Origin of the sequence: Micromonospora tarensis (genome assembly GCF_016803395.1) — a bacterium.
GTDB classification, from domain to species: domain Bacteria; phylum Actinomycetota; class Actinomycetes; order Mycobacteriales; family Micromonosporaceae; genus Micromonospora; species Micromonospora tarensis.
In genome coordinates, this window is the sequence record NZ_JAEVHL010000090.1 from 1 (window position 1) to 22,930 (window position 22,930).

A 22,930-nucleotide genomic window follows, 5' to 3' on the forward strand; every position below is an offset into this window, starting at 1 on the left:
GCACGGGCGCGGCTGCCGCGAGCGCCAGCGCGGCGGCCCGCGCGCGCATTCGTCGGGACATGCCCACCTCCCGTACGCCGAAACTTTCCTACCGGGGAGCGTACCGATGGCGTCGATAAATGTCGATGGCGGGCGACCGTCGAGGGGGTCCCGGTGGCCGGCATATCCGACGACTCGGCGGGAAAGCGCTGGCGTCCGACAGCCCAGACCGGAGCAGGAGAAAAACATGCCTTTCATCACCGTGGGGACGGAAAACTCCGCGCCCATCGACCTGTACTACGAGGATCACGGATCCGGTAAGCCGGTGGTGCTGATTCACGGTTTCCCGTTCAACGGGGCGACCTGGGAGAAGACGACCAACGTCCTGCTGAACGCCGGATACCGGACGATCACCTACGATCGGCGCGGTTTCGGCAACTCGGCCCAGCCGACGTTCGGGTACGACTACAACACGTTCGCGGCGGACCTGGACGTGCTGATGACCGAGTTGAACCTGAGCGACGTGACCCTGGTCGGGCACTCGATGGGCACCGGCGAGGTGATTCGCTACCTGGGCAACTACGGCTCCCAGCGGGTCAGCCGGGCCGTGCTGCTGAGCCCGCTGCAACCGATGTTGGCCAAGGCCGACGACAACCCGGAGGGCGTCGACCGGAGCCTCTTCAAGGGCTTCCAGAACGCCATCATCAAGGACCGGTTCGCCTACCTGACCCAGTTCTGCGACGCGTTCTTCAACTACAGCGAGAACAAGGGCAAGCTGGTCAGCGAGGAGGCGTACCGGGCGCACTGGCAGATCGGTGCGATGGCCTCCGCGAAGGGCACCCACGACAGCGTGACCGCCTGGCAGGAGGACTTCCGCCCCGACCTGCCGAAGGTCGACATTCCGGTGCTGATCGTTCAGGGTGACAAGGACAACGTGCTTCCCTACCCGGTGACCGGCCAGCGGCTCGGGCCGATGATGCCGACCGGGCAGCTCGTCACGCTCAAGGGGGCGCCGCACGGTCTGCCGTGGACGAACGCCGACGACATCAACAAGGCGATCATGGACTTCATGAAGCAGCCGGCCAAGGCTCGCGCCTGACCCGTCCCGGTAGCCGATCGGACACCTGCGCGGTAAGGGCGCCGCGACACCCGGCCCACGGTTCGCACCGGGGCCGGGTGTCGGCGTCGGTCACGCCCGCCGGGCCACCACCGCGCCGTTGGCGCCGGGGGCGTCGAACGGCACGGTACGCACGTCGACGAAGCCGGCGGCGGTGAGCCAGCTGGCGTACTCGGCACCCGAGTAGTTCCGGCCGCCCTCGGTCTCGACAAGCATGTTCATCCCCATCAGCGCGGCCTCCGGCGGCCCGGTTCGCTCGTCGTTGAGCAGCAGCTCGCAGACGACGATCGCCCCGCCGGGCGGTAGGGCCGCGTGGCACCGGGCCAGCAGCGCCCGGTTCGTCGGCTCGTCCCAGTCGTGCAGGATCATGCTGAGCAGGATGACGTCGTGCCCGTCCGGCAGCGCCGGATCGGCCAGGAAGTCGCCGGCCGCCGCCTCGATCCGCCCGGTCAGACCGGCCTCCGCGATCCGCTCCCGCGCCCGTACGCAGACGTGCGGCAGGTCCAGGACGGTGGCCCGCAGCTCGGGCAGGCGACGGCAGAACTCGATCGGGAACGCGCCGGCCCCACCGCCCACGTCGAGCAGCCGCTGGTGCGCGGAGAAGTCGTACGCGTCGGCCAACGCGGCGGCGGTGAAGCTGGAGGTGGCGAACATCGCGTCCCAGAACTGGGCCAGCATCTCCGGGTCCGTGGTGTCGAACATCGACTGCTGCGTCTGCGGGTCCCAGGTCAGCGGTCGGTCGGTGCGCAACGCCTCACCGATGCGGTGCCAGGGCAGGTAGGTGCGCAGGTCCGAGTAGCGGACCTGGGCGCCGAAGTAGTACGGGTTGCCCTCCACCAGGAACTGCTCGGCCAACTCCGAGTTGCGGTAACCGTCGCCGGCCCGCTCCAGCAGGCCGAGCGAGGCGCTCGCTGCGAGCAGCAGGTCCGCCGGACGGTCGGCCAGGCCGAACTCGGCGGCGGCCTGCTCGACGGTCATCGTCCGACCCCCGGCGAGCCGGGTGAACAGACCGAGTTCGACGCCGGCCGCGAGAGTCTTGAACCCCCACACGCCGGCCACCAGGCGCATGAGGGGAGTCGGGGTGATCATGACGACATGAGAACACAGATCGGCTCCGTCCACGATGGTCAGCCGATCGGCGGTCACGCCCGCAGCAGCGTCACCAGCCCCGCCGCCACCAGCACCCCGGCCCAGAGCCGGTCGACGTTGAACCACGCCCGGCGCAGCACACCCACCCCGAGCACCTGGTAGACCAGCATCGCCACGACCAGTGCGGTGCCGAGCATCGCGACGGTGTGCACCCCGGCCGCCGCGAGCCCGGACAGCGCACCCACCGGCGCGGCGGCCAGGTGTCCGGAGTGGCCGCCGCGCACCGGTTGGGCCACCAGCACCGGCAACAGCATCAGCCCCGCGCCGTGCGCCGACGACATGAGGAACGACCAGCCGGCGAGCTGCGCCGCCGACAGTCGCATCCCGGCCCAGCGGAAGTGCCGCTCGGAGAGCAGCCGCCACAGCCCGAACCCGACCAGCAGCACGCCACCGACCACCGCGAGGGCGGTGCTGGCCGTCACCGAGCGGGTCGCGGTGACCAGCGCGGCGACGATCCCCACCGAGGCGAGATGCCCCGCGGCGATCGGCGGCAGGGCGCGCAGCAGCGCCACCTGGCTGCGCTCCTGTAGCCCTCGGGCCACCGCGAACAGCCACCCCATCGCGGGGTTGAGACCATGGAACGCGCCGAGCGCGGCCAGCGTCGCCAGGGTGGTGACGGTCACGGGAAGCAGTACGAGTCGGAGGACGCGTCCCCGCCCTGCAACCGGGTCTGGTGCACCCGCAGTCCCCGGAACTCCTCCCCGTGCGGGAAGAACCGTACGTCGGGGGTGAGCCCACCGGCGTCGACGTCCACGTCCAGCTTGGCCAACCAGGCGCCCACCCCGTCCGGGTAGAACTGGTCGTCCCACGCGCCGTAGAGCGAGTTGCTCACGTAGACCCGCCGGCCGTCCCGGCTGACCTCCACCATCTGCGGGCCGCCGGCCAACGCCTCGTCCGGTGCCGCCGGGTGCGCGGTGCGGCGGACGATTCCACCGAGGTGCACCGAGCCGGTCTGCACCGGGTGCAGCGGGTCGGTGACGTCGTACTGCCGCAGCTCGCCGGTGCCCCAGCAGGAGACGTAGAGGAACCGGTCGTCGACGGACAGGTCGATGTCGGTCACCAGCGGGGGCACCGCGCCGAACGGCTTGAGCAGGTCGGGCAGGCCCGTCGGGTCGGCTGGCTCGGCCGGAATGTCGATCACCTTGGTGACCGCCCAGGCGTCCCGGTCGCGGTGCCACAGCCAGATCGAGGCGGACAGGTCCTCGACGCTGATCACCACCCCGACGAATCCGTACGACTTCGACGGGTCGTGCGCCGGGCGCAGCTCCAGCGGCATCTGGTACGCGTCGCCCAGGTCGACCCGCTGCACGTGCCGGCGCTTCGCGAGGTCCCAGAAGTGGATGGCGTGCCCGTAGCGCCGGTCCAGCAGCAACTCACCGATGATGCCGTCCTCGATCATCGACGGGGTGCCCCACTCGCTGGTGACCAGCACGTCCTGGGTCAGATGCCACCACACGTCGTACGCCAGGAACTGTGGGCCCCGGTCGGCCTCCCACGCCCCGCGCACCTCGAACGTGGTGTGGTCCAGGATGGCGATGCCGCCGGGGCCCTCCGCGCCGTCCGCGCCGCCGAGCGCGGAGAGGTAGATGCCGTCCGGGCCACAGTGCACGGTGTGCGGCCGTGAGTAGCCGGCCCGCTTCGCCAGCTCCTCCGGCCCGATCACCTTGACCACCTTCGGCTGCCGCGGGTCGGGTTGGGTGTCGAGGACGTGGATGCGCGACGAGCGCAGGCCGGGCACGATCAGGTAGCGCCGCTCGACGTGCGGGTGCGGGGCGGTCGGGCAGAGCGCGCTGCTGCACGCGTTCCAGCCGAAGTGGTGCAGCTCGTCGCCGGGGTGGGGCAGGTCGGTCCAGCCGACGACCCGGCCGTAGTCGGGGGAGTCGGGGTCGGTGTCCAGCACCACGATGGCGTCCGGGCGGCTCGCCGTACGGTCGAAGGCCGCCAGGTAGGCGAGCTTCTCCGCCGGCGCTGTCACTGCCTCGCGGGGGGACGGGTAGAACGTCGGGTCGGGGGTCCAGCGGGTCATCAGGTCTCCGCTCGTCAGGGGGTGGGAACGCCGAGCCGGTCCAGCAGGTGACGGCGCAGCGCGCCGAAGGCCGGGTCGTCCGGCGTGCGGGTGGGTGCCAGGTCGACGGGGAGCTCCGCGGCGATGCGGCAGTCGTCGAGCAGCAGGATCCGGTCGGCGAGCAGCAGCGCCTCCTCCACGTCGTGGGTGACCAGGAGGGCGGCGAAGCCGTGCTCGGCGCGTAGCCGACGCAGCAGGATCTGCATCCGTAGTCGGGTCAGCGCGTCGAGGGCGCCGAACGGTTCGTCGAGCAGCAGCAGATCCGGTTCGCGGACCAGGGCCCGCGCGACGGCCACCCGTTGCGCCTGCCCGCCGGACAACTCGGTCGGCCAGGCGCGGTGCCGGTCGGCGAGCCCGACATTGTCCGCCACCCGTTTCCACGGCAGCAGACGGTGTTCCTGGAAGACGACGGCGGCGGTGCCGTGCACCACGCTCGTGCCGCTGGCCTCGCCGTCCAACCCGGCGAGGATCCGCAGCAGCGTGCTCTTGCCGGAGCCACTGCCGCCCAGCAGGGCCACGACCTCACCGCGGGCGATGGTCAGGTCGACCCCGGCCAGCACGACGCTCGGCCCGAACGCCCGACCCACCCCGTGGGCGGTGAGCACCGGCGTCGCGCCGCTCAGGTGGCCCGCAGTCCGCGACGCCATGTCAACATCCTCCTCTCCAGCACCCGCAGCGCACTGTCGGATATCAGCCCGAGCAGCGCGTAGACGACCAGGCCGAGCACCACCACGTCGGTCTGGCTGAACTCCCGCGCGCCGACCACTCCCGCGACGGAGAGAGCCACGATGACCCTCACCTTCCACTGGTTCCTGCCCACCAACGGCGACAGCCGGGACATCGTCGGCGGCGGCCACGGCGTGCCCACCGGTGCTGCCGGAGGCGCCCGCCCGGCCAGCGTCGCCTACCTGGGGCAGGTCGCCCGCACCGCCGAGCAGCTCGGCTTCGTCGGCGCGCTCACCCCGACCGGCGCCTGGTGCGAGGACGCCTGGCTCAGCACGGCGATGCTCAGCGAGGTGACCGAGCGGCTCAGGTTCCTGGTGGCCTTCCGGCCCGGAATGCTGTCCCCGACGCTGGCCGCCCAGATGGCCTCGACCTTCCAGCGGCTGTCCCGGGGCCGACTGCTGCTCAACGTGGTGACCGGGGGAGAGTCGCACGAGCAGCGGGCCTACGGCGACTTCCTGGACAAGGACGCCCGGTACGCGCGGGCCGACGAGTTCCTGCACGTGGTGCGGGCGCTCTGGCGCGGTGAGACGGTGGACCACGCCGGCCCGCACGTCCGCGTCGAACAGGCGCGGCTGCACCGACTGCGACCCGGTGCCACCCGTCTACTTCGGCGGCTCCTCCGCCGCCGCACTGCCGGTCGCGGTGCGGCACAGCGACGTCTACCTCACCTGGGGTGAACCGCCGGCCCTGGTCGCCGCCAAGCTGGATCGCGTCCGGGCGCTGGCCGCCGCCGCCGGGCGCGAGCTGCGCTTCGGCATCCGGCTGCACGTCATCGCGCGGGACACCGCCGAGCAGGCCTGGGCGCAGGCCCAGTGTCTGCTCGCCGGGATCTCCGAGGCGGACATCCGGGCGGCGCAGGAGGGGCTGCGCCGCAGCGAGTCCGAGGGGCAGCGGCGGATGCTCGACCTGCACGGCGGCTCCCGCGACGGCCTGGAGGTCGCGCCCAACCTGTGGGCCGGGGTCGGGCTGGTCCGGGGCGGGGCCGGCACTGCCCTGGTGGGCAGTCACACCGAGGTCGCCGACCGGATCGCCGAGTACCACGCGCTCGGCATCGACGAGTTCATCCTCTCCGGCTATCCGCACCTGGAGGAGGCGTACTGGTTCGGTGAGGGCGTGCTGCCGATCCTGCGCGACCGAGGGCTGTGGCGGCACCCCGACGGTTCGCCGGGCGCGCCGGACCACGTCGACATCCCGTTCGCCGGTGCCCTCGCGCCGGAACCCGCCGCCGCCCGCTGACCGGCGGTACCACCGCCGCTGCTAGGTGGGTCGGCCGGCCATCCGGCGGCCGATCCGCCGTCCGGCGAGGCTCACCAGGGTGCTGCCGACCGCCATGGCGACCAGCACCAGGATTCCGCCGACCACCCACAACCCGCTGTCGTCGGTCGACGCCGCTCGCCACGACCAGGCCGCCGTGAAGGCCACCGTCATCACCGGCGCCACCAGCCACGGGCTGAGCCGCGCCCCGGCGAGCGCGGCCAGCAGCACCAGCGTCAACGCGCAGCCGATCACCTGCCACGGCTGGTACGGACCGCTGCTCGCGCCGGTTTCCGCGTCGACCGTGTACTCGTCGTCCCAGCCCAGCCAGAGCAGCCACGCCCCGACCGTGGCCGCCGCCAGGAACAGCACACCGAGCAGTGCCCGGGTACCCCTCGTCGCCGTCACCCAGCGATCATCCCCTGCGGCCCTCCCCGGTCGGAACAGCCGTTCCACGCCGCGAGGTCAGACGCCGGTGGCGTCCCAGACCACGACGTGTACGACGAACGCCTGGTCGTCGCGGGTCTGGGTGATGGTCGCGAGCCCGACACGCAGGTGTCACCCGCGGAGCGGGAGGTCCGGGCGGCGCTGGCCGGGTGTGCCGCCATCCGGTCAGTGCTGGAGACGGGTGAGAAAGTCGCGGACCAGCCGGACGACCTCGTCGAGGTGCGTTTCGAGCAGCCAGTGCCCGCCGTCGAGCAGGTGCAGGTCGGCGTCCGGAAGGTCGCGCAGATAGGCGCGGGCCGCGCCCTGCGGCATGTACCCGTCGTGCGGTCCCCAGACGATCAGCGCGGGTGGCCGGTGGGTGCGCAGGTACTCCTGCTGGCGAGGAAACCAGGCGACGGTGCTGCCCTGGTCGGCCAGCAGGCGCAGCCACGCGTCCCGCCGACGCGAGTCCGTCACCAGGGCGCCGGAGAGCCGCCACAGGTCAGGGCTCACCCGGTCGGTCAGCCGGTCCGGCAGCTCGCCCAGGAACTCGCGCCGGAAGCCCTCCTCGCTGATCGCCGCGGCCAGCTCCTCCCGGCCGGCGTCGGTGGGATCCCGCCAGAATCGCTTCAGCGGCTCGTACTTGGGCCCGTGCTGGTCCGGGTAGATGTCGCCGTTTTGGATGACGAGGCCGGCGACCCGCTGCGGCGCGGCCAGCGCCAGGCGCAGGCCGAACTGGCTGCCGTAGTCCTGGAGGTAGATCACGTAGCGGGTCAGCTCCAGCGTCTCGACGAAGCGCCGGAGCAGGTCGGCGTGGGCGTCGAAGGTGTACGCGAACCGGTCGGGGTCGGGCAGGTCGCTGTAGCCGAAGCCGGGGTAGTCGGGCGCGACGACGCGCCAGCGATCCCCCAGCGCGGGCAGTAGGTGGCGGAACTGGAACGACGACGACGGGTAGCCGTGCGGCAGCAGGACCACCGGTGCGTCGGCGGGCCCGGCCTCGCGATAGAAGATCGTGATCCCGTCGACCGCGACCGTCCGGTGTCGTACGGCGACTTCGGTCATGATCTCTCTCTCCTGACGAAACGCGTGGTGGGGCGTCCTCGACGGTGCCAGAGCCGGAGCTGGCGTGGTCGGGCTTTGGCGCGTCTGGTCAGCTTCGCGGTGCGGGGCCGGTCGAGTCGCGGACCACCAGCAGGTGCCCGGTGGGACGGCGGCGGGGGCGCGTCGACCGGGGTTTCAGGGCGAGGGTGAGGGCGGTGCGGCCCATCTCGGTCATCGGCAGTCGGATGGTGGTCAGGCTGGGCGCGAGGTCGGCCGCCACGGACACGTCGTCGAAGCCGACCACCGACATCCGCGCGGGCACCGGCACCCGGCGGGACCGCAGCGTCGACAACACACCCATGGCCATCGCGTCGTTGAGCGCGATGATCGCGGTCGTCTCCGGGTGTTCGTTGAGGATCTGCTCGGCTGCCGCCCGCCCGCCGGCGCGGGTGAAGTCGCCGTGTACCACGGCGAGGTCGTCCGGGGGCCGCCCGCGTTCCCGCGCTGCCGACGACACTCCGGCCAGCCGGTCGGCGACAGTGGTGAGAGTGGCGCTACCCGCGGCGACCGCGATTCGCCGATGGCCGAGATCCATCAAATGCCGGGCGAGCGCGTGGCCGCCGGCCTCGTTGTCCGGCAGGACCGCGTCGATGCCGAGCGCGTGCCGTCCGATGGCGGCGGCCCGCCCGCCGTGGTCCTGGAACGCGGCCAGCTCGGCACGGGCGGCAACCTCCGTGCGGGGGTCGTCATAGCCGGAACCGCTGATCAGGACGATGCCGACCCGCTGGGCGATCAGGTGGCGTAGCTGCTGCAACTCGTAGCCGGGGTCGCGGCCGGACTGGCAGATCTGCACCAGCAGCCCCTGTTCGGCGGCGAACTGGATGACTCCGGCGGCGATCTCGGCGAAGTACGGGTCGTCGATCTGGTGGACGATCAGCCCGACGGTGGAGCTGGCCCCGCCGGCCAGGGTGCGGGCGTACGGGTTGGCGACGTATCCCAGCTCGTGCGCGATCTGCCGAATCCGTTCGGCCACCTCGGCGCTGACGCCCTCGCGGCCGGCGAGGGCCCGGGAGGCGGTCGCCAGCGAGACGGCGGCGTGTGCGGCGACGTCCGCGAGCCGCGGCCGCTGGCTGGCCCTGGGCACCGCAACCCTCCGGGAACATCCATGTCACCCGATCTATTGCGAGTGGCATTCATCGAAGCCTAGGGTACGTAAGCGCTTACGTAAGCGCTTACGCGACCGGCATCGGCATGCCGCGAAACGAGGTGACAGCCATGTCCAGGGCCCGACGAGCGGCCGTCTCCCTCCTGGCGATCGGCGCGCTGACCGGCGCCGGGGCGCCACCGGCCCAGGCGGAGCGCGGCATCTCGCACGACGTCCACCCGGCGCTGCGCGCGCAGCTGGTCGCCGCGTACGACTTCGACCATCCGGTGCCGGGCGACCCCGCGCTGGAGCGTGACCAGGGCCGCTCCGGCACCGAGATCGAGCTGGTCAACGGCGGGGCCGCGATGCGGGTGCCCGACCGCGCCTACCGGGGCAGCCGCAACGCGCTACAGACCCGGCAGGTCGATCCCGCCGTGGCCGGCAACGACGACTGGAAGGCCGGCACCTTCTCGGCCAGCGGGGTGCGGACCCTACGCGCCTTCAGCGCCACCACCGGCAGCACCGTGATGGGCTGGTTCAAGCTGAACATGGACAGCCCGCTGCCCAACTCCACCACCCCCGACCCCACCGACCGGTACAACGCGATCGGGCTGGCCGGGGTGCTCACCGGCGACTCCGACGGTCACGGCGTCCGGGCCCTGCTGGAGCTGATCGACGTCGACGGGCAACTGCGCCTGGTCGCGCTCGGGCGGCGACTCGACGGCGGCAACTCGCAGACCTTCGCCGCCAACCGGGACTGGCGCGAGCTGTTGCCGGTGGGGGAGTGGGTGCACCTCGCCGCCACCTTCGACTTCGACACCGGCGGCCTCGCCCTCTACCGCAACGGCGAGGCGGTGGACGGCTTCTACACCCGCACCGACGACCCGTGGCTGGTGTCCGGGCCCGGCCCGCACGTGACCACCGCCTCCGACCCGCGCGGCATCAAGATCGGCGGGAGCTTCCCGCAGAACACCACCGAGCGCAACCCCTGTGACTGCCGGATGGACGGCCTGATGTTCCTCGACGGCGTGGTCTCCGCCACCGACGTGCGGAGGCAGTACCGCCACCTGGCCCGCTGACCACCCTCGGCACCGTCCCACCGAGAAGGAGACACGCGTGCTCAACCCCCACCGCCGCCGCCGGACCCGCCGATCCGCGTTGACCGCCGGCCTGGCCGCCCTCGCGCTGGTGCTGTCCAGCCTGCTCGCGCCACCCGCCCGGGCCGCCGACGCGGTCGACGACCCGATCCCCGAGATGCCGATCCAGTCCCGGATCGGGCTGGTGCTCAGCGAGTACGCCAGCCTCCCGCAGTCGTACCCCACTCCGGCCCCGACCGATCCGCGGCTCATGCGGACGGCGCGGATCAACACCATCATGGAGCTGCCCGACGGCTCCGGCCGGCGGGCGGTGCCCGACCTCAACGGCAACCTCTACCTGGTCGAGAACGGCTCGCCGCACGTCTACCTGGACGTGGCGGCGACGTTCGCGCCGCAGTTCTTCTCCGGCCGTGGGCTCGGCCAGGGCTTCGGGTACGTCGCCTTCCACCCGGAGTTCGGCGTGAACGGCCGGTTCTACACCATCCACACCGAGCTGGCCTCGACGACGACAGTCACACCGGACTACGCCCAGCCCAACACGCTCTTCCACGGTGTGATCACCGAGTGGACGGCGACCGATCCCGCCGCCGCCACCTTCGCCGGCACCCACCGGGAGGTGCTGCGGATCGGTTTCGGCGGCCAGGTGCACGGCATCCAGGAGATCAATTTCAACCCCACGGCCAAGCGCCACGACCGCGACTACGGCCTGCTGTACCTCGCGGTCGGCGACGGCGGCCAGGGCGCCCGCAACACCGACCCGCAGAACCTGGCCCTCCCGCACGGCAAGCTGCTGCGGATCGACCCCCGGGGCACCAACTCGGCCAACGGGCGCTACGGCATCCCGCCCGGGAACCCGTTCGTCGGCCGGGCCGGCGCGCTCGGCGAGATCTATGCCGTCGGTTTCCGCGACCCGCACCGGTTCAGCTGGGACCGGGCGACCGGCCGGATGTACCTGGGGCACATCGGTGAGCACGCCGTCGAGGCGATCTACGAGGTCCGCGCCGGGGACAACTTCGGCTGGAGCGAGCGCGAGGGCTCCTTCGTCTTCGACAAGGCGGCCACCAGCCCCTGCGACCGGCTGCTCCCGCTGCCCGCCGACGACGACAGGTACGGCTACACCTACCCGGTCGCCGCGTACGACCACGACCCCGCCGCCGGCTGGAACTGCACCGACGACGTCGGTGTCGCGGTGGCCGGTGGCTTCGTCTACCGGGGGCGGGCGCTGCCCGCGCTGCGCGGCAAGTACGTCTTCGGTGACCTGGTCGACGGTCGGGTGTTCTACACCGAGACGAACGAGATGCGGCGTGGGCATGGCCTGGCCCCGATCCACCAGCTCGCGCTCTTCGACACCGCGGGCGGCCCGGTCCGGATGCGGGACCTCTCCGGGCCCGGCGCGCCCGGCGACCCCAACCGGGTGGACCTGCGCTTCGGCACCGACGCCGCCGGTGAGCTGTACCTCGTCGCCAAGGCAAACGGAAAGATCTGGAAGGTCACCGGCACCCGGGAGTTCGCCAGCGGCGACGTCGGCGACACCACGCTGCGCCGCACCGCCGGGGCATCGAACTGGGCGCCGGTGACCCCGTCGAAGTGGCAGTTCACCCGCGACCAGGTCATCCTCGCCGAGGCCGGGGAGAGCCGGCCGGGCCCGCGCCGGCCGTTCGAGTACGCCGTGCTGACCGCCGGCCCGTCGTGGTCGTCGGTGCAGGTCGACGCCACGGTACGACTCGACACCCCGGTGGAGGTCACCAACCGCGACGTGATCATCGTCTTTGGTTGGCGCTCGGACACCGAGTTCTACTACGCCCACCTCTCCACCGACAACACCATCTATCCGCACAACGGCATCTTCAAGGTCGACAACGCCGACCGGGAGCGCATCGACCACCAGTGGAACGGCCGGTCCCGGGGGGCCAACCCGGCGATCACCGACGCCGACTGGCACCGGGTCCGGGTGGTGCACCTGCCGGCCACCGGCGAGATCGCGGTCTACCTCGACGGGCACAAGGACCCGCTGCTGACCGCGACGGACACCACCTTCGGCTCCGGGCGGGTCGGGTTCGGCTCGTTCGACAACGTGGGCCGACTGCGCCACCTGGCCGTCACCGGCACGCCCGCCGGAACCGGGTCGCGGTCGGGCTAGACCCTCGCCAGCCGCTTCGGCTGGCCCGCCATCTCGATGTGCCGTTGAGCGGTATACCTCAGAGTCATAATCATGACTCTGAGGTATACCGCTCACTACCGCATCCGCCCCCACGGGCGTGACCGTCGGTCACCGCCGGGCGCGCCCGGAGGGACAGCCCGCCGCGTACAACGAGGTGCCGGTGAAGTCCACGTCGTGTAGGCGGGTCATCCGTCGACCTGCTCCGCGGGACCCGGTCGCTTCGTACAATTCCTGCCATGCCGGAGATCGTCGAGTTGCTGGCCTCGCCCGTGCACCGCTTCCTGGGCCGGCCCGCCGACGGCCCGGCGCCCGCCCCGCCGGGCGAGCTGGTCGACGCGGTCCGGATCCGGGCCGGCCTCGGCATCGTCGGCGACCGGTACTTCGGCCAGCAGGCGCACCGCGACGCCAGCGTAACCGTCATCGCCCAGGAGTCACTGCCGGCCGACATCGGTCTGGCCGAGGTTCGCCGCAACATCCTCACCGCAGGCATAGCCGTGGACGAGTTGATCGGCAGAGTGCTGGTGCTGGACTCCGGAGACGGCCCGGTCAGCCTGCGGGTCAACCGGGCGGCCCGACCGTGCGCCTGGATGGACGTCACCGTCGGGCCGGGAACGTGGAAGGCGCTGCGCACCACCGGCGGCATCCGTTGTACGCCGATCAACGACGGCACCCTGCGGGTCGGCCCGATCAACGCCTTCGTGAACTGAGGAGACGAGGGCGAGAGCTGACTCAGACCGGGCTGATGTGCGCGGCCAGGACCCGCCAGCCGTGCGGGTCGTCGTGCACCCAGGTCCGGGTGTAGCGCAGGCGCGCCGCGAACGGCGTCCCCTCGAACACCCCGGACACCCGGCCCAGGAAGAACGTCACCCCGGTCGGCCCGACCACGAGCAGGTCCAACTCCTCCTCGACCAACTCCCGCACCACCGAGCGGCCGTCCCGGTACCCGGCCAGGTCGTCCTGCTTGGTGTACGCACGGCCGTCCGGGCCGACGGCGATCAGCTCGTCGACGAGCAACTGGTCGAGGGCGGCGACGTCGCCGGCCCGCTGGGCGGCCTGGAGGGTGCGCTCGGCGTCGAGCAGCTCGGCCTCGCGTGCGCTGTCCGGCATCGGACCGTCCTCCCGGTCGGGTCGAGCCCGGTGGCCCGGGCTGTCCGCATTGTGGCAGCCACCGTGACCCGAACGGGTGCGGATCGCCGCCGCGTCACAGGCTCAGGCGAATCCGTACGACTGTCTCGCCGGGGCTGGCCAGCACCGCGACGTCGTCACAGACCTGCTCCACGATCGCCAGCCCGCGGCCGCGTACCGCGTCGGCGGCCGGCATGCCCCGACCGAGCGGCCGGGTCGGCCCCTGGTCGACGACGTCGCAGAACAGCTGGCCCGACTCGGCCCAGAGCCGTACCCGACCGCCGCCCGTGGTGTGCTGCAACGTGTTGGTGGCCAGCTCGCTGACCGCCAGCGTGAGCAGCTCCACCCGGTCGGCCGGCAGGCCCCGGGCGAGCGCCCAGGCGCTGACGAACGCCCGTACCGCTCGCACGTCGGTGGCCACCCGGTACGCCACGGTGTCCGTCGCGCGAGTGGGCGCACTCTGCTCGACCACCGCCTCCCGTGCCTCGAGCTGCGCCATCGGGCCGGGAAACCTCCTCGTCGCTGTTGCCGCCACATCATGTCACCCACCGACCCCTTGGCCGTCTCGTCCGTTCGGGGTCTATCGTCAGCGGGCCGGCCCGAGCACGCATCGTCGGTCTGTCGTCGCGCCCGGTCAGGGGGCCGGGTCGAAGCCGATGGACTCGCTCAGCTCCCGCCACCGCGCGTCGGAGGCGGCGAGGGTCTCGGCGGCTGCCGCGGCGGCCGTCACGGCGTCGGCGCCGAGCAGCAACCGCAGCGGCGGGTCGTCGACCCGGGTGATCTGGATGATCGCCTGGGCGGCCCGGGCCGATCACCGGGCTGGTTGCCGTTCGCCTCGCGTAGCCGCCGCACGGCCGGGTCGATGACCGGCCGGTACGGCTCGCTGATCGGCAACGTGCTCATCGACGAGCCGGCCCAGTCGGTGCGCAGCCCGCCGGGCTCGACGCTGGTGATCCGGATCCCGAACCCGGCGACCTCCCGGGCGAGCACCGCGGAGAAGCCGCTGACCGCCCACTTCGCCGCCTGGTACGCGCCCAGACCGGTGCTGGCGACCCGGCTGCCGACGCTGGAGATCTGGACGATGTGCCCGTGCCCCCGCTCCCGCATGGTCGGCAGGGCGGCACGGGACAGGTTGACCACCCCGTAGAAGTTGGCCTCGATCTGCGCACGGAAGTCGTCCTCCGGCATGTCCTCGATCGCGGCGACGTCGGCGTAACCGGCGTTGTTGACCAGGATGTCCAGGCTGCCGAACGTGTGCACGGCGATGTCCGCCACCGCCCGCGCGGCGGACGGGTCGGTGACGTCGAGGGCCACCGCCCGGACCTGGTCGCGGTACCGGTCGACCAGGTCGTCGAGCTGGGCCGGGTTGCGACCGGTGGCGACCAGCTGGTCGCCGTCGGCCAGGACGGCCTCGGCGAGCGCTCGGCCGAGACCTCGGGAACAGCCGGTGACGAGCCAGACTCGCGGCATGTGGTCCTCCCGGTCGGTGGAGCGGTCGCCCCTAGGGTCGGATGTCCAGGGCGCCGATCAGGTCGTCGCGCATCGTGAACCGGTACCGCAACTCGCTCGGGCTGCCGGGGAAGCGTCCAGGTCCCGGTCGTTGGCGGCCCGGAATTACCTGTCGATCACGTCGGGCAGCTCGACCGCCATGGTGCTCCTCCTGCGGCGCGGGGCCGCCGTCGAGCGGCCGCCGGGTTCCCGGTCCGACCTCACCGTACGAGAAGGGACGGCACCGCGCGGAGCAACCAGCAGAACGCCCGCACGGTGGGCTGCCGGGTTTGCCGGCGGTGGGCTCGGGTAGCCACGCGTCTCCGAAACCGAAGGGCGGGGGCATGGCCGAGCTGGCGTTCGTCGACAAGGTTGCGGCACGGGCAGGCGTCCCGCCCGAGCAGGCCCGCCCACTGACCGAGGCGGTGCTGCGGACCCTCACCGAGCGGCTCAGCGGCGCCGAGGCGGGCGCGTTGGCCCCCCACCTGGCTGGCGAGCTGAGCCCCCTGCTGACCAAGGCCGCCGAGCCGCCGGAAGCGTTCGGCTACGACGAGTTCCTGCGCCGGGTGGCCGACCGTGCCGGGATCGACCGCCCGGCCGCCGAGCGGGGCGCCCGTGCCGTGCTCCAGACCATGCACCGGGTGGTCGGGCACCGGGAGTTCGAGGAGGCCGTGGCCCAGCTCCCAGCCGACCTGCGGGCGCTGGCGCAGCCACTGCCGCACGGCCCCTGACCGCCGCCCCGGCACCGGGCACCCCGCACCGATGGCCGTTCGGTCCCTGGCGCACCGCTGCGGCCCCGGGTCTACTGTGCGTTACCGGTCGAGCGGTCGGCAGGCCGGTCCGGCGACGGTGGAGGTGCGGCGATGACGACGGATACCTCGGCTGGTCGGCCCGGGCCGTGGGCCCGGCTGCACGGCGGCCTGCTGGTGGTGGCGTTCGGTGTGCTGGCGTACGCCGGGGTGGCCGCCCTGGACGGGCCGACCCGCGGGTTCGCGCTGTCCTGGTCGATCATCGGCGGCGCCGGGGCGCTCGGCGCGTCGACCATCATGCTCGCGGCGCGACGCCGCTCTCGCCGCCTGGAGGACGGGGCCCGCCTGCTGATGGTGCTGGCAGCGCTCGCGGCGCTGGCGATCGGGGTCGGGTCGGCGCCGGCCGGTGTCGACCGTGGATTCGTCATCGCGGTGACCGGCGTGCTCGCCGCCGCGCTGGCGCTGTACGCCCTGCTCGCCGGTGAGCTGCGTCGGGGCGCGGCCTGACCAGCGGTCAGACCGCGCCCCTGGTTCGACGTCAGCCGGTCACGCCGGCGCTGACCACCCACTTCTGGTGGGCGCCGCCGGAGTACGTGCCGAGCTGGATCTGGGTGCCGTTGGCGGTGCTGCCACCAGCGGCCTCCAGGATCTTGCCGGACTGCGGATTGCGGATCGACCCGTCGCTCTGCGGTTGCCAGACCTGCGCGCCGCTGCCGTTGCAGGTCCAGAGCTGGACCTTCGTGCCGTTGGCGGTGCCGCCGTTGTCCACGTCCAGGCACTTGCCCAGCACCTGGTACGTGTCACCGACCCGGGTCCACGACTGGGCGGCGGTCCCGTTGCAGGTGTAGAGCTGGATCTTCGTGCCGTCGGCGGTGCCGGAGTTGTCGACGTCGAGGCACTTGCCGCCGACGCCGGTGATGGTGCCGCCGGTCGGCGGCGGTGGGCTGCCCGGGATGGAGTTGAGCGTGTACCACGCCTCGGTGCTCCACAGTGACTGCCCACTGGTGGAGCTGAACGGGCGCGGTGAGCGCAGGTGGACCACCCGGCCGGCCTTGCGACCGGGCACCACGAGGGTGACCTTCCTGCCGTCCGCGGAGAGGGTGGCCGAGGTGACGGTGAGCGTCTCCTCGTCGATCTTCGGGCCGCCGTAGGCCGAGGTGGCCACGTACCGCCACTGCTTGATCTTGTAACGCGCGGCCAGTTCGGCGGCGGTCTCCGCCGAGACGGGCTGGGTGTACTCGACCTCGAAGCCGGTGGTGGTGGCCCGCATCGCGAGCATCTCGAACGCGGTGGTGCTGTTCGGGGTGAGCTTCTGCAGGCCGTACGACAGCTTGCCGCTCTGGCCCCAGTTGCCGCCCGCGCCGAGCCCACCGACGTAGATCGCGCCGTCCGGGCCGATGTTGACTTCGGAGACGCCCGCCTCCAGGCCCTGGGTGAGCCGGAACAGGGCGCCCTGGTACTCGCCGTTGACCTTCTCCACATTCGCCCGTTGCAGGCCGCCGTAGGTCACGTCGCCGATCACGAACTGGCCGGCGTACCTGCCGCTGGTCAGGTAGAGCGGGGTGCTGGGCGAGTTGGCGATCTCGTTCTGCGGCATCCAGAGCACCGGCGGCGTGACCGTCGCGGTGTCGAACGGGCCGGCCGGGTTGGTGTAGTGGTTGAAGAACCGGCCCTGCTTGACGTGCAGCAACTTCGACGAGGGCAGCCAGCCGCCCTGGTTGTCGGTGACGAAGATGCCGTTCTCGGGGCCCCAGCCGATGCCGTGCGGGGTGCGCAGGCCGCCGGCGACGTAGCTGACCGCGCCGGTGTCTTTGTTGACCTTGAGGGTGGTGCCCCGGTTCGTGGCCGGCTGCGGGTTGGTGGTGGCGCCGCCGGAGTTGATCGACACCGACAGGTTCAGGTAGAAGAACCCGTCCTGGTAGAGCAGACCGAACGCGAACTCGTGGAAGTTGCCGCCGTACGGCCAGGTGGCGACGGTCTCCAGGCGCTCGGCCACCTCGTCGCCGCCGGTGTTCACCAGTCGGGTCAACCGCTGCTTCTCCGAGACGTAGACCACCCCGTCGACGACCTTGAGCCCCATCGGCTCCTTCAGGCCACCGGCGATCTTCTTGGTGGTCACGGCACCGGGGCTGGTCGAACCGCCGGTGTTGCCGAGGATCCAGACCTCGCCGTCCTGGGAGGTGCCGGACTGGTCGCTGCCACCCCAGGTGCTGATGACGAGCCGGCCGTCGGCCAGCCAGTCCATGCCGGTGACCTTCGGCTGGAAGCCGCTGGGCCGCAGGTTGGTGAGCGTGTAGCCGGGGTGCACGCCGGTCAGCGGCAGGCCGTCGCCGGGGGTGTCGGAGACCCCTTCGCACTCCTTGCGCCCCGGTGCGGTCACCCGGACCACCCCGGCGTCGGTGCTCAGCGCCGAGTTCGGCACCACCACGAAGGACGACGAACCGGGCGTCTTCCACTCCAGGGTGATCTGCTGCCCACCGCCGCGCTCGAAGTGGTCGATGCGCAACGGGTGCAGACCGGCGGTGAGGGTGACAGTGCCCTCTTTCGGCGGGGTCGCGCCGTGCAACCCGTCGTGGTTGATCACCACGGCGTTGTCGATCGACAGCCTGGACCCGTCGTCGCTGCTGAGTCGGAACGTGTAGCTGCCGGCCTGGGTGGTGGTGATGTTGCCGAGCACCTGCGAGACGAAGTTGTCCTCGAAGCCGAAGTCGGCCGCCGAGGTCCAGTTGATGGTGGACATCAGCTTGTCCACGTTCGGGGTCTGCGCGGGCTTGAGTGTGCAGAGTTCGGAGAGCGGCACCTGCACGTCGAAGACGCGCAGCGTGACGCCCGGTTCCTGGGCGGGGGCGGCGTTGGCCGGGACGGCCCAGAGGCCGGCGGTGAGGACGAGTGCCAACGCACCGAGCGTGGGTCTACGGAGTCGGCGTAGCAGGTGTGTGCCCATCGTTCCTCCAGGAGGCAGTGGAGTGTCCGACGGCCGGCGCGGTGCGGCGGTGAGGATGGCCGTCGGCCCGGCCCCGTAACGTTCTCGACGCCGACGAGTGACGTTGCGGAAACATCGGGTGGATGGGTCGAGACATTAAGGCGTTTCGATTCCACTGTCCATGGCTTCGCCTCGATGCATCAAAAGTTCCCGATGTTCGTGCGAAAGTTCGAGGCGGTACGCGAAGAATGCCGGGTGCGGCGCGCTACCGCCGGCGACGGTTCGCGGTGCTGGCACCGCGCGTCGAGGGCCGACGGCGGGCCGCCACCAACACGATCGCGGAGACCAAGACGACGAGCAGCGCCGGCAGCAGCCAGGCCGGAAGACCGCCGTCGGGCCGCTCCCCGCTGGTGCCGGCCGGATCATCCGCCGCAGCGCCGGTCGCCGTGACCGGGCTGCCGGTCGCCGTCGGGGTCGTCGACCCGTGCCCCTCGGCCAGGGCGAGCAGGGCCGGCTCCGGCCCCGCCGTGGGCGCCGTCCAACCGGCCGGCGCGCCGTGCCGCGGCCCTGGTAGTCGAAGGTGACGCTGCCGCGTACCGCCTCGCCGTCGGAGGCGACCGAGAGGTAGCTGGCGGTGTAGCGGCCCTTCGCCGGCCAGTGCGCCACGCTCACCATCGCGGGGATGCCGGTGTGGTAGAGCCGTGGCTCGAACACGCCGTTGACCAGGAAATACTCCGTGACCGGCTGGTCCAGGCGCCTCGGCTCGCCGAACGACCAGCCATTGTCCACTCGCGACCCGTCCGGCCCGGTGACGGCGAAGTGCGCGTTGGCCGCCGGCTTCTCGGTGAAGTACAACGCCAGTTGGGTCAGTGGCTCGCGGACGACGGTGCCGGTCAGCGGCGTGGAGGTGGCCAGCTGACCGTGCGCCGCCGCCGGGGCGACGGGCAGCGTCAGCGACACCACGAGGGTCGCCACGGCACAGCTCAGGACCTTACCCACAGTGACGAGCCTCGATCGCATCCGTCCATGATGGTCATTTCCCCGTCGACGGACAAGACGTAGAGTTCTCCTCCCCGACGATCAACCCGACACCCGCCCCCTCGCGTCGTTCGGAGTCCGCCCGTGTTCGTCAGTACCCCTGTCGCCCGCACCGGTGCGGCCCTCGCCGCGACCACCCTCGCCGCCCTGCTCCTCGCCGGTTGCGGGCAGGACGACGACCCGATCGTGGCCACCCCCTCGGCGGTGCCGACCTCCGCCGCGCCCTCGGGCGTCGCCAGCGCCACACCGACCACCACCACCCCCGGCGCCGCCGCCAGCACCACGGCGGTGGACCGGGAGATCACCGTGACGATCGCGAAGCGCACCGTCGATCCGCCGACCGGACGGGTCACCGTGGGTAAGGGCGAGCTGGTCCGGATCACGGTCACCTCGGACGTCTCCGACGAGCTGCACGTGCACGGCTACGACCTCGGCGCTCGACTGCCGGCCGGCATCCCCGGCACTGTGGAGTTCCGAACCGACCAGACCGGGCTGTTCGAGGTGGAGACGCACGAGAGCGAGCTGGTGCTGTTCCAGCTCGTGGTCCGCTGAGCGGCATGACGGCCGCTCCCACGCTGCTGGCACACGGCGTCGGAGGTCGCCAGGACCTGCCGATCACGCTGCCCCAGTTGGTCGTCGCCGCCGCGCTGACCCTCGTCGTCACCTTCGTCGCGCTGGGCCTGCTCTGGCGCGAGCCCCGGCTCGACCGGGACGCGGCCGGTGGCAGCCCGGTACCGCGCCGGCTGGCCCGCGTCCTGGACGCGCCGGCGTTCCGGTGGGCGCTGCGCGGGCTCGGCCTGCTCGCCGCGGCCTGGTTCTGCCTCGGTCTGCTGGGCGGGCCGGACACCGCGGACAACGGCCGGCCAACTCCCGCTGCTGGCGCTGATGGTCGCGTACACCGTCGCCGGTCTGCTGCTGCTCTACGCGGGATAGACCCCGCGTCGGGTCGCCGTCATCCGCACGTCACGATGGGCGGGTGAATGCCGATCTTCAGCGCTACCTCGACGAGCTGGTCGGGGCCGCCCGGGACGTGCTCGGCGCCGACCTGGTCGGCGCGTACGCGGCCGGCTCGGTGGGGCTCGGCGCCTACCAGCCCGGTCGCAGCGACGTGGACGTGGCACTGGTCAGCGCCGGGCCGCTCACCGAGGCCGCCAAGGTCGCGCTGGTGGCGCGGCTGCGACACGAGGCGCTGCCCTGCCCGGCGCGCGGCCTGGAGCTGGTCGGCTACGACCGGGCCGTGGCCGCCTCCGGAACACCGGAGCCCGGCTTCGAGGTCGAACTGAACACCGGGTCCGCGATGCCGTTCCGGCGCACCCTCGACCCCGCCGACCGGCCCGCCGCCGACGGGCGCTTCTGGTACGGGCTGGACCGCAGCATCCTGCATCAGAGCGGGCGGGCGCTGCTCGGGCCGCCGGCCGGGGAGGTCTTCGCCGACCTCACCCCGGCGACCTGCGCCGGCTGCTCGTCGAGGCGCTGACCTGGTGGCTGGCCCTGCCGACCCCGCCGGACGACCGGCCCGCACCGGGTGCCGAGGACGCGGTGCTCGGCGCCTGCCGATCCCTGGTCCGGTACCGCGACGGCGTCTGGCTCGCGAAGGTGGCGGCCGGCCAGCGGTTGATCGACGCCGGTGAGCGGGCCGAGGTGATCCGTCGGGCGGTGGCCGCGCGGCACGGCGGACCACCGCCCACCGGGGCGGCGGCCCGCGCCTTCCAGCACCGGGTGCGCGACGAGATCGCCGGGTAGCGCCGTCGGGCCGAGCGGTGCGGCGCTCAGCGGACCGGGCGGGGCTCCAGCGAGGCGAAGAGCAGGTTGAGACCCTCGGTCATGGTCGGGTGGGTGATGACCGCGTCGCGCAGGGCGGTCCACGGCATCCCGGCGAGCATCGCCAACTGCACCGAGGTGATCACCTCGCCGGCCTCGGGGCCGAGCAGCGCCGCGCCGAGGATCCGGTCGGTGCCGGCGTCGATGACCGCCTTCCACCTGCCGGTGGTCTGGCGCAGCGTCCGCGCCCGGGGGATCGCGGCGACCGGTAGGTGGGCGACCTGGACGTCGTACCCGGCCCGCCGCGCCTCGGTCTCGGTGAGACCGACCCGGGCCAGCTCCGGGGTGGTGAAGACGGTGTACGGGATGAGCCGGTCGGCGGTGCTGCGCTGCCCGCCCGCGAGGTTCGCCCGGATGATCCGGTAGTCGTCCAGCGAGACGTGGGTGAACTGCGGGCTGCCGGCGACATCTCCGGCCGCCCAGGTCCGCTCGGCGGTGGTGCGCAGGTGCTCGTCGACCCGCACGAAGCCCCGGTCGTCGAGTGACACGCCGGCCAGGTCCAGGCCGAGCCCGTCGGTGACCGGTTCCCGACCGGCCGCCACCAGCACATCGTCCCCGGTCACCAGGCTGCCGTCGTCAAGCGTCACCCGGACCGTGCCGTCGGCGTCGCGGTCGATCCGGGCCACCGAGACACCCACCCGGACGTCGATGCCGTCGTCGACGAAGACCCGCGTCAGGGCGTCGCTGATGTCCGGGTCCTCCCGGGTGAGCAGCCGGGGACCTCCCTCGACCAGCGTGACAGTGCTGCCGAAGGACGCGAACATCTGCGCGAACTCCACCCCGACGGTGCCGCCCCCGAGCACCACCAGCCGGGCCGGCAGCCGATCCAGGCGCAGCAGCGTGTCGCTGGTGAGCACCTCGGCCTCGGCCATCCCCGGCACCGACGGCAGCCGTGGCCGGGTGCCGGTGTTGATCACCACGTCGGCGCCGCGCAGCAGCCGCTCACCGCCGTCGGCGAGGGCCACCCGAACGGTGCGCGGGCCGACGAACCGGGCCTGGCCGATCACCAGGTGCAGGCCGGAGTCGAGGAACTGCTGCCGGTTGGCGGCCACCATCCCCTCGACCACGTCCTGCTTGTGCGCGCGCAACAGGTCCACGTCGACCCGGCCGCCGTCCACCAGCACGCCGAGCGCCGAGGCTTCCCGCAGTTGGCGGGCGGCCCGCGCGCTGGTCACCAGCGCCTTCGTCGGGATGCACGCGACGTTGATGCAGCTTCCGCCGATCATGCCGCGTTCGACCATGGCCACCCGCCGCCCGGACCGGGCGACGTCCATGCTCAGGGTCTTACCGGCCTTGCCACCGCCCACGACGAGCAGGTCGAACTCCTCGGGCCGGTCGGTCATGGGGCGCTCCTCCTGGTCGGCGACGAGGCGGTTGCCCGTCGGTGCTGTCTGCTCGGGGGTGCCAGTGCCGCGCGGCCGGGGGGATGCCCGCCGGCGTCCGGGGCCGGGGCGGGTGCCCGTCGCTGGCGCTCGGCGGCCAGCCCAGCCTGCCAGCTTCGGCGCACCTGGCGACCCGGTTCCACGGACATTGCCCAGCCCGACCTTGGTCGACTCGGGTTCCTGGAAACCGCGCCATCCGGCGGTCCCGGACACCCCGACGTCCGGGAGAGCGAGTGGATCACCGC

The 22,930-nt window shown here is 72.3% G+C and carries 24 protein-coding genes and 1 pseudogene; 11 read left to right on the plus strand and 14 right to left on the minus strand.

The window, feature by feature from the left end:
• The first annotated feature begins 226 nt into the window (after positions 1–226).
• Positions 227–1,078, plus strand: a complete 852-nt coding sequence (locus tag JM949_RS18235) for an alpha/beta fold hydrolase (RefSeq protein ID WP_203149633.1) — start codon at positions 227–229, stop codon at positions 1,076–1,078.
• A gap of 90 nt (positions 1,079–1,168) precedes the next feature.
• Here JM949_RS18235 and JM949_RS18240 read toward each other — a convergent pair whose 3' ends face one another.
• Genes JM949_RS18240 through JM949_RS18260 form a run of 5 tightly spaced genes read right to left on the minus strand, consistent with a single transcriptional unit; the run spans position 1,169 to position 5,097 of the window.
• Positions 1,169–2,185 carry a methyltransferase gene (locus JM949_RS18240; RefSeq protein WP_203149634.1) on the minus strand — a complete coding sequence of 339 codons (1,017 nt, stop codon included), beginning with the start codon at positions 2,183–2,185 and terminating at the stop codon, positions 1,169–1,171.
• Between the two features lie 53 nt (positions 2,186–2,238).
• Positions 2,239–2,868 carry a hypothetical protein gene (locus JM949_RS18245; RefSeq protein ID WP_203149635.1) on the minus strand — a complete coding sequence of 210 codons (630 nt, stop codon included), beginning with the start codon at positions 2,866–2,868 and terminating at the stop codon, positions 2,239–2,241.
• Positions 2,865–4,271 carry a selenium-binding family protein gene (locus JM949_RS18250; RefSeq protein WP_203149636.1) on the minus strand — a complete coding sequence of 469 codons (1,407 nt, stop codon included), beginning with the start codon at positions 4,269–4,271 and terminating at the stop codon, positions 2,865–2,867. Before JM949_RS18250 ends, JM949_RS18245 begins: the two co-directional genes overlap by 4 nt.
• 14 nt (positions 4,272–4,285) lie before the next feature.
• Positions 4,286–4,957, minus strand: a complete 672-nt coding sequence (locus JM949_RS18255; RefSeq protein WP_203149637.1) for an ABC transporter ATP-binding protein — start codon at positions 4,955–4,957, stop codon at positions 4,286–4,288.
• Positions 4,930–5,097, minus strand: a complete 168-nt coding sequence (locus JM949_RS18260) for a hypothetical protein (RefSeq protein ID WP_238433415.1) — start codon at positions 5,095–5,097, stop codon at positions 4,930–4,932. The genes JM949_RS18255 and JM949_RS18260 overlap by 28 nt, the downstream gene beginning before the upstream one ends.
• 1 nt (position 5,098) lies before the next feature.
• Between JM949_RS18260 and JM949_RS18265 the strand changes: the two are divergent.
• Positions 5,099–6,272, plus strand: a pseudogene (locus JM949_RS18265) (LLM class flavin-dependent oxidoreductase).
• A 21-nt stretch (positions 6,273–6,293) separates the two neighbouring features.
• Here JM949_RS18265 and JM949_RS18270 read toward each other — a convergent pair.
• The 3 genes from JM949_RS18270 to JM949_RS18280 all read right to left on the minus strand — a co-directional run bounded on the left by JM949_RS18270 (position 6,294) and on the right by JM949_RS18280 (position 8,901).
• A complete protein-coding gene (locus tag JM949_RS18270) occupies positions 6,294–6,698 on the minus strand; it encodes a hypothetical protein (protein WP_203149638.1) in 405 nt (134 codons plus the stop codon).
• A gap of 204 nt (positions 6,699–6,902) precedes the next feature.
• Positions 6,903–7,778: an alpha/beta fold hydrolase gene (locus tag JM949_RS18275; RefSeq protein ID WP_203149639.1), complete on the minus strand. Its 876-nt coding sequence runs from the start codon at positions 7,776–7,778 to the stop codon at positions 6,903–6,905.
• Between the two features lie 88 nt (positions 7,779–7,866).
• Positions 7,867–8,901, minus strand: a complete 1,035-nt coding sequence (locus JM949_RS18280; RefSeq protein WP_203149640.1) for a LacI family DNA-binding transcriptional regulator — start codon at positions 8,899–8,901, stop codon at positions 7,867–7,869.
• Between the two features lie 131 nt (positions 8,902–9,032).
• Between JM949_RS18280 and JM949_RS18285 the strand changes: the two genes are divergently transcribed.
• The 3 genes from JM949_RS18285 to JM949_RS18295 all read left to right on the plus strand — a co-directional run bounded on the left by JM949_RS18285 (position 9,033) and on the right by JM949_RS18295 (position 12,866).
• Positions 9,033–9,980, plus strand: coding sequence for a LamG-like jellyroll fold domain-containing protein (locus tag JM949_RS18285; protein ID WP_203149641.1), 948 nt, complete (start codon positions 9,033–9,035; stop codon positions 9,978–9,980).
• A 37-nt stretch (positions 9,981–10,017) separates the two neighbouring features.
• On the plus strand, positions 10,018–12,138 hold the full coding sequence (locus JM949_RS18290) for a PQQ-dependent sugar dehydrogenase (protein WP_309232216.1): 2,121 nt from the start codon (positions 10,018–10,020) through the stop codon (positions 12,136–12,138).
• Positions 12,139–12,395: 257 nt separating this feature from the next.
• Positions 12,396–12,866, plus strand: coding sequence for a molybdenum cofactor biosysynthesis protein (locus tag JM949_RS18295; RefSeq protein ID WP_203149642.1), 471 nt, complete (start codon positions 12,396–12,398; stop codon positions 12,864–12,866).
• A 22-nt stretch (positions 12,867–12,888) separates the two neighbouring features.
• Here JM949_RS18295 and JM949_RS18300 read toward each other — a convergent pair whose 3' ends face one another.
• From JM949_RS18300 to JM949_RS18310, 3 genes are all read right to left on the minus strand, one after another.
• Positions 12,889–13,266: a nuclear transport factor 2 family protein gene (locus JM949_RS18300; protein ID WP_203149643.1), complete on the minus strand. Its 378-nt coding sequence runs from the start codon at positions 13,264–13,266 to the stop codon at positions 12,889–12,891.
• Positions 13,267–13,360: 94 nt separating this feature from the next.
• Entirely contained in the window at positions 13,361–13,783 is a 423-nt protein-coding gene (locus tag JM949_RS18305; RefSeq protein ID WP_203149644.1) for an ATP-binding protein, read from the minus strand.
• A 227-nt stretch (positions 13,784–14,010) separates the two neighbouring features.
• Positions 14,011–14,754: an SDR family NAD(P)-dependent oxidoreductase gene (locus JM949_RS18310; RefSeq protein ID WP_238433416.1), complete on the minus strand. Its 744-nt coding sequence runs from the start codon at positions 14,752–14,754 to the stop codon at positions 14,011–14,013.
• A gap of 362 nt (positions 14,755–15,116) precedes the next feature.
• On the opposite strand from JM949_RS18310, the gene JM949_RS18315 reads away from it, so the two are divergent.
• Positions 15,117–15,503 carry a DUF2267 domain-containing protein gene (locus tag JM949_RS18315; RefSeq protein WP_203149645.1) on the plus strand — a complete coding sequence of 129 codons (387 nt, stop codon included), beginning with the start codon at positions 15,117–15,119 and terminating at the stop codon, positions 15,501–15,503.
• 132 nt (positions 15,504–15,635) lie between these two features.
• Positions 15,636–16,028, plus strand: coding sequence for a hypothetical protein (locus tag JM949_RS18320; protein WP_203149646.1), 393 nt, complete (start codon positions 15,636–15,638; stop codon positions 16,026–16,028).
• A 31-nt stretch (positions 16,029–16,059) separates the two neighbouring features.
• Here the strand turns inward: JM949_RS18320 and JM949_RS18325 are convergent, their stop codons facing one another.
• On the minus strand, positions 16,060–18,465 hold the full coding sequence (locus JM949_RS18325) for a ricin-type beta-trefoil lectin domain protein (protein ID WP_203149647.1): 2,406 nt from the start codon (positions 18,463–18,465) through the stop codon (positions 16,060–16,062).
• A gap of 135 nt (positions 18,466–18,600) precedes the next feature.
• The gene (locus JM949_RS18330; protein ID WP_203149648.1) at positions 18,601–19,464 is read right to left on the minus strand and encodes a copper resistance CopC family protein; all 864 of its coding nucleotides are present in this window, start codon (positions 19,462–19,464) and stop codon (positions 18,601–18,603) included.
• A gap of 102 nt (positions 19,465–19,566) precedes the next feature.
• Between JM949_RS18330 and JM949_RS18335 the strand changes: the two genes are divergently transcribed.
• From JM949_RS18335 to JM949_RS37290, 4 genes are all read left to right on the plus strand, one after another.
• Positions 19,567–20,034: a hypothetical protein gene (locus JM949_RS18335; RefSeq protein WP_203149649.1), complete on the plus strand. Its 468-nt coding sequence runs from the start codon at positions 19,567–19,569 to the stop codon at positions 20,032–20,034.
• Positions 20,035–20,039: 5 nt separating this feature from the next.
• The gene (locus JM949_RS18340) at positions 20,040–20,462 is read left to right on the plus strand and encodes a hypothetical protein (RefSeq protein ID WP_203149650.1); all 423 of its coding nucleotides are present in this window, start codon (positions 20,040–20,042) and stop codon (positions 20,460–20,462) included.
• Positions 20,459–20,959, plus strand: a complete 501-nt coding sequence (locus tag JM949_RS18345) for a hypothetical protein (protein ID WP_238433417.1) — start codon at positions 20,459–20,461, stop codon at positions 20,957–20,959. Before JM949_RS18340 ends, JM949_RS18345 begins: the two co-directional genes overlap by 4 nt.
• Before the next feature lie 62 nt (positions 20,960–21,021).
• A complete protein-coding gene (locus JM949_RS37290) occupies positions 21,022–21,225 on the plus strand; it encodes a hypothetical protein (protein WP_238433418.1) in 204 nt (67 codons plus the stop codon).
• Positions 21,226–21,251: 26 nt separating this feature from the next.
• On the opposite strand, the gene JM949_RS18350 is transcribed toward JM949_RS37290, so the two are convergent.
• Positions 21,252–22,646, minus strand: a complete 1,395-nt coding sequence (locus JM949_RS18350; RefSeq protein WP_203149651.1) for a dihydrolipoyl dehydrogenase family protein — start codon at positions 22,644–22,646, stop codon at positions 21,252–21,254.
• Positions 22,647–22,930: the final 284 nt, after the last annotated feature.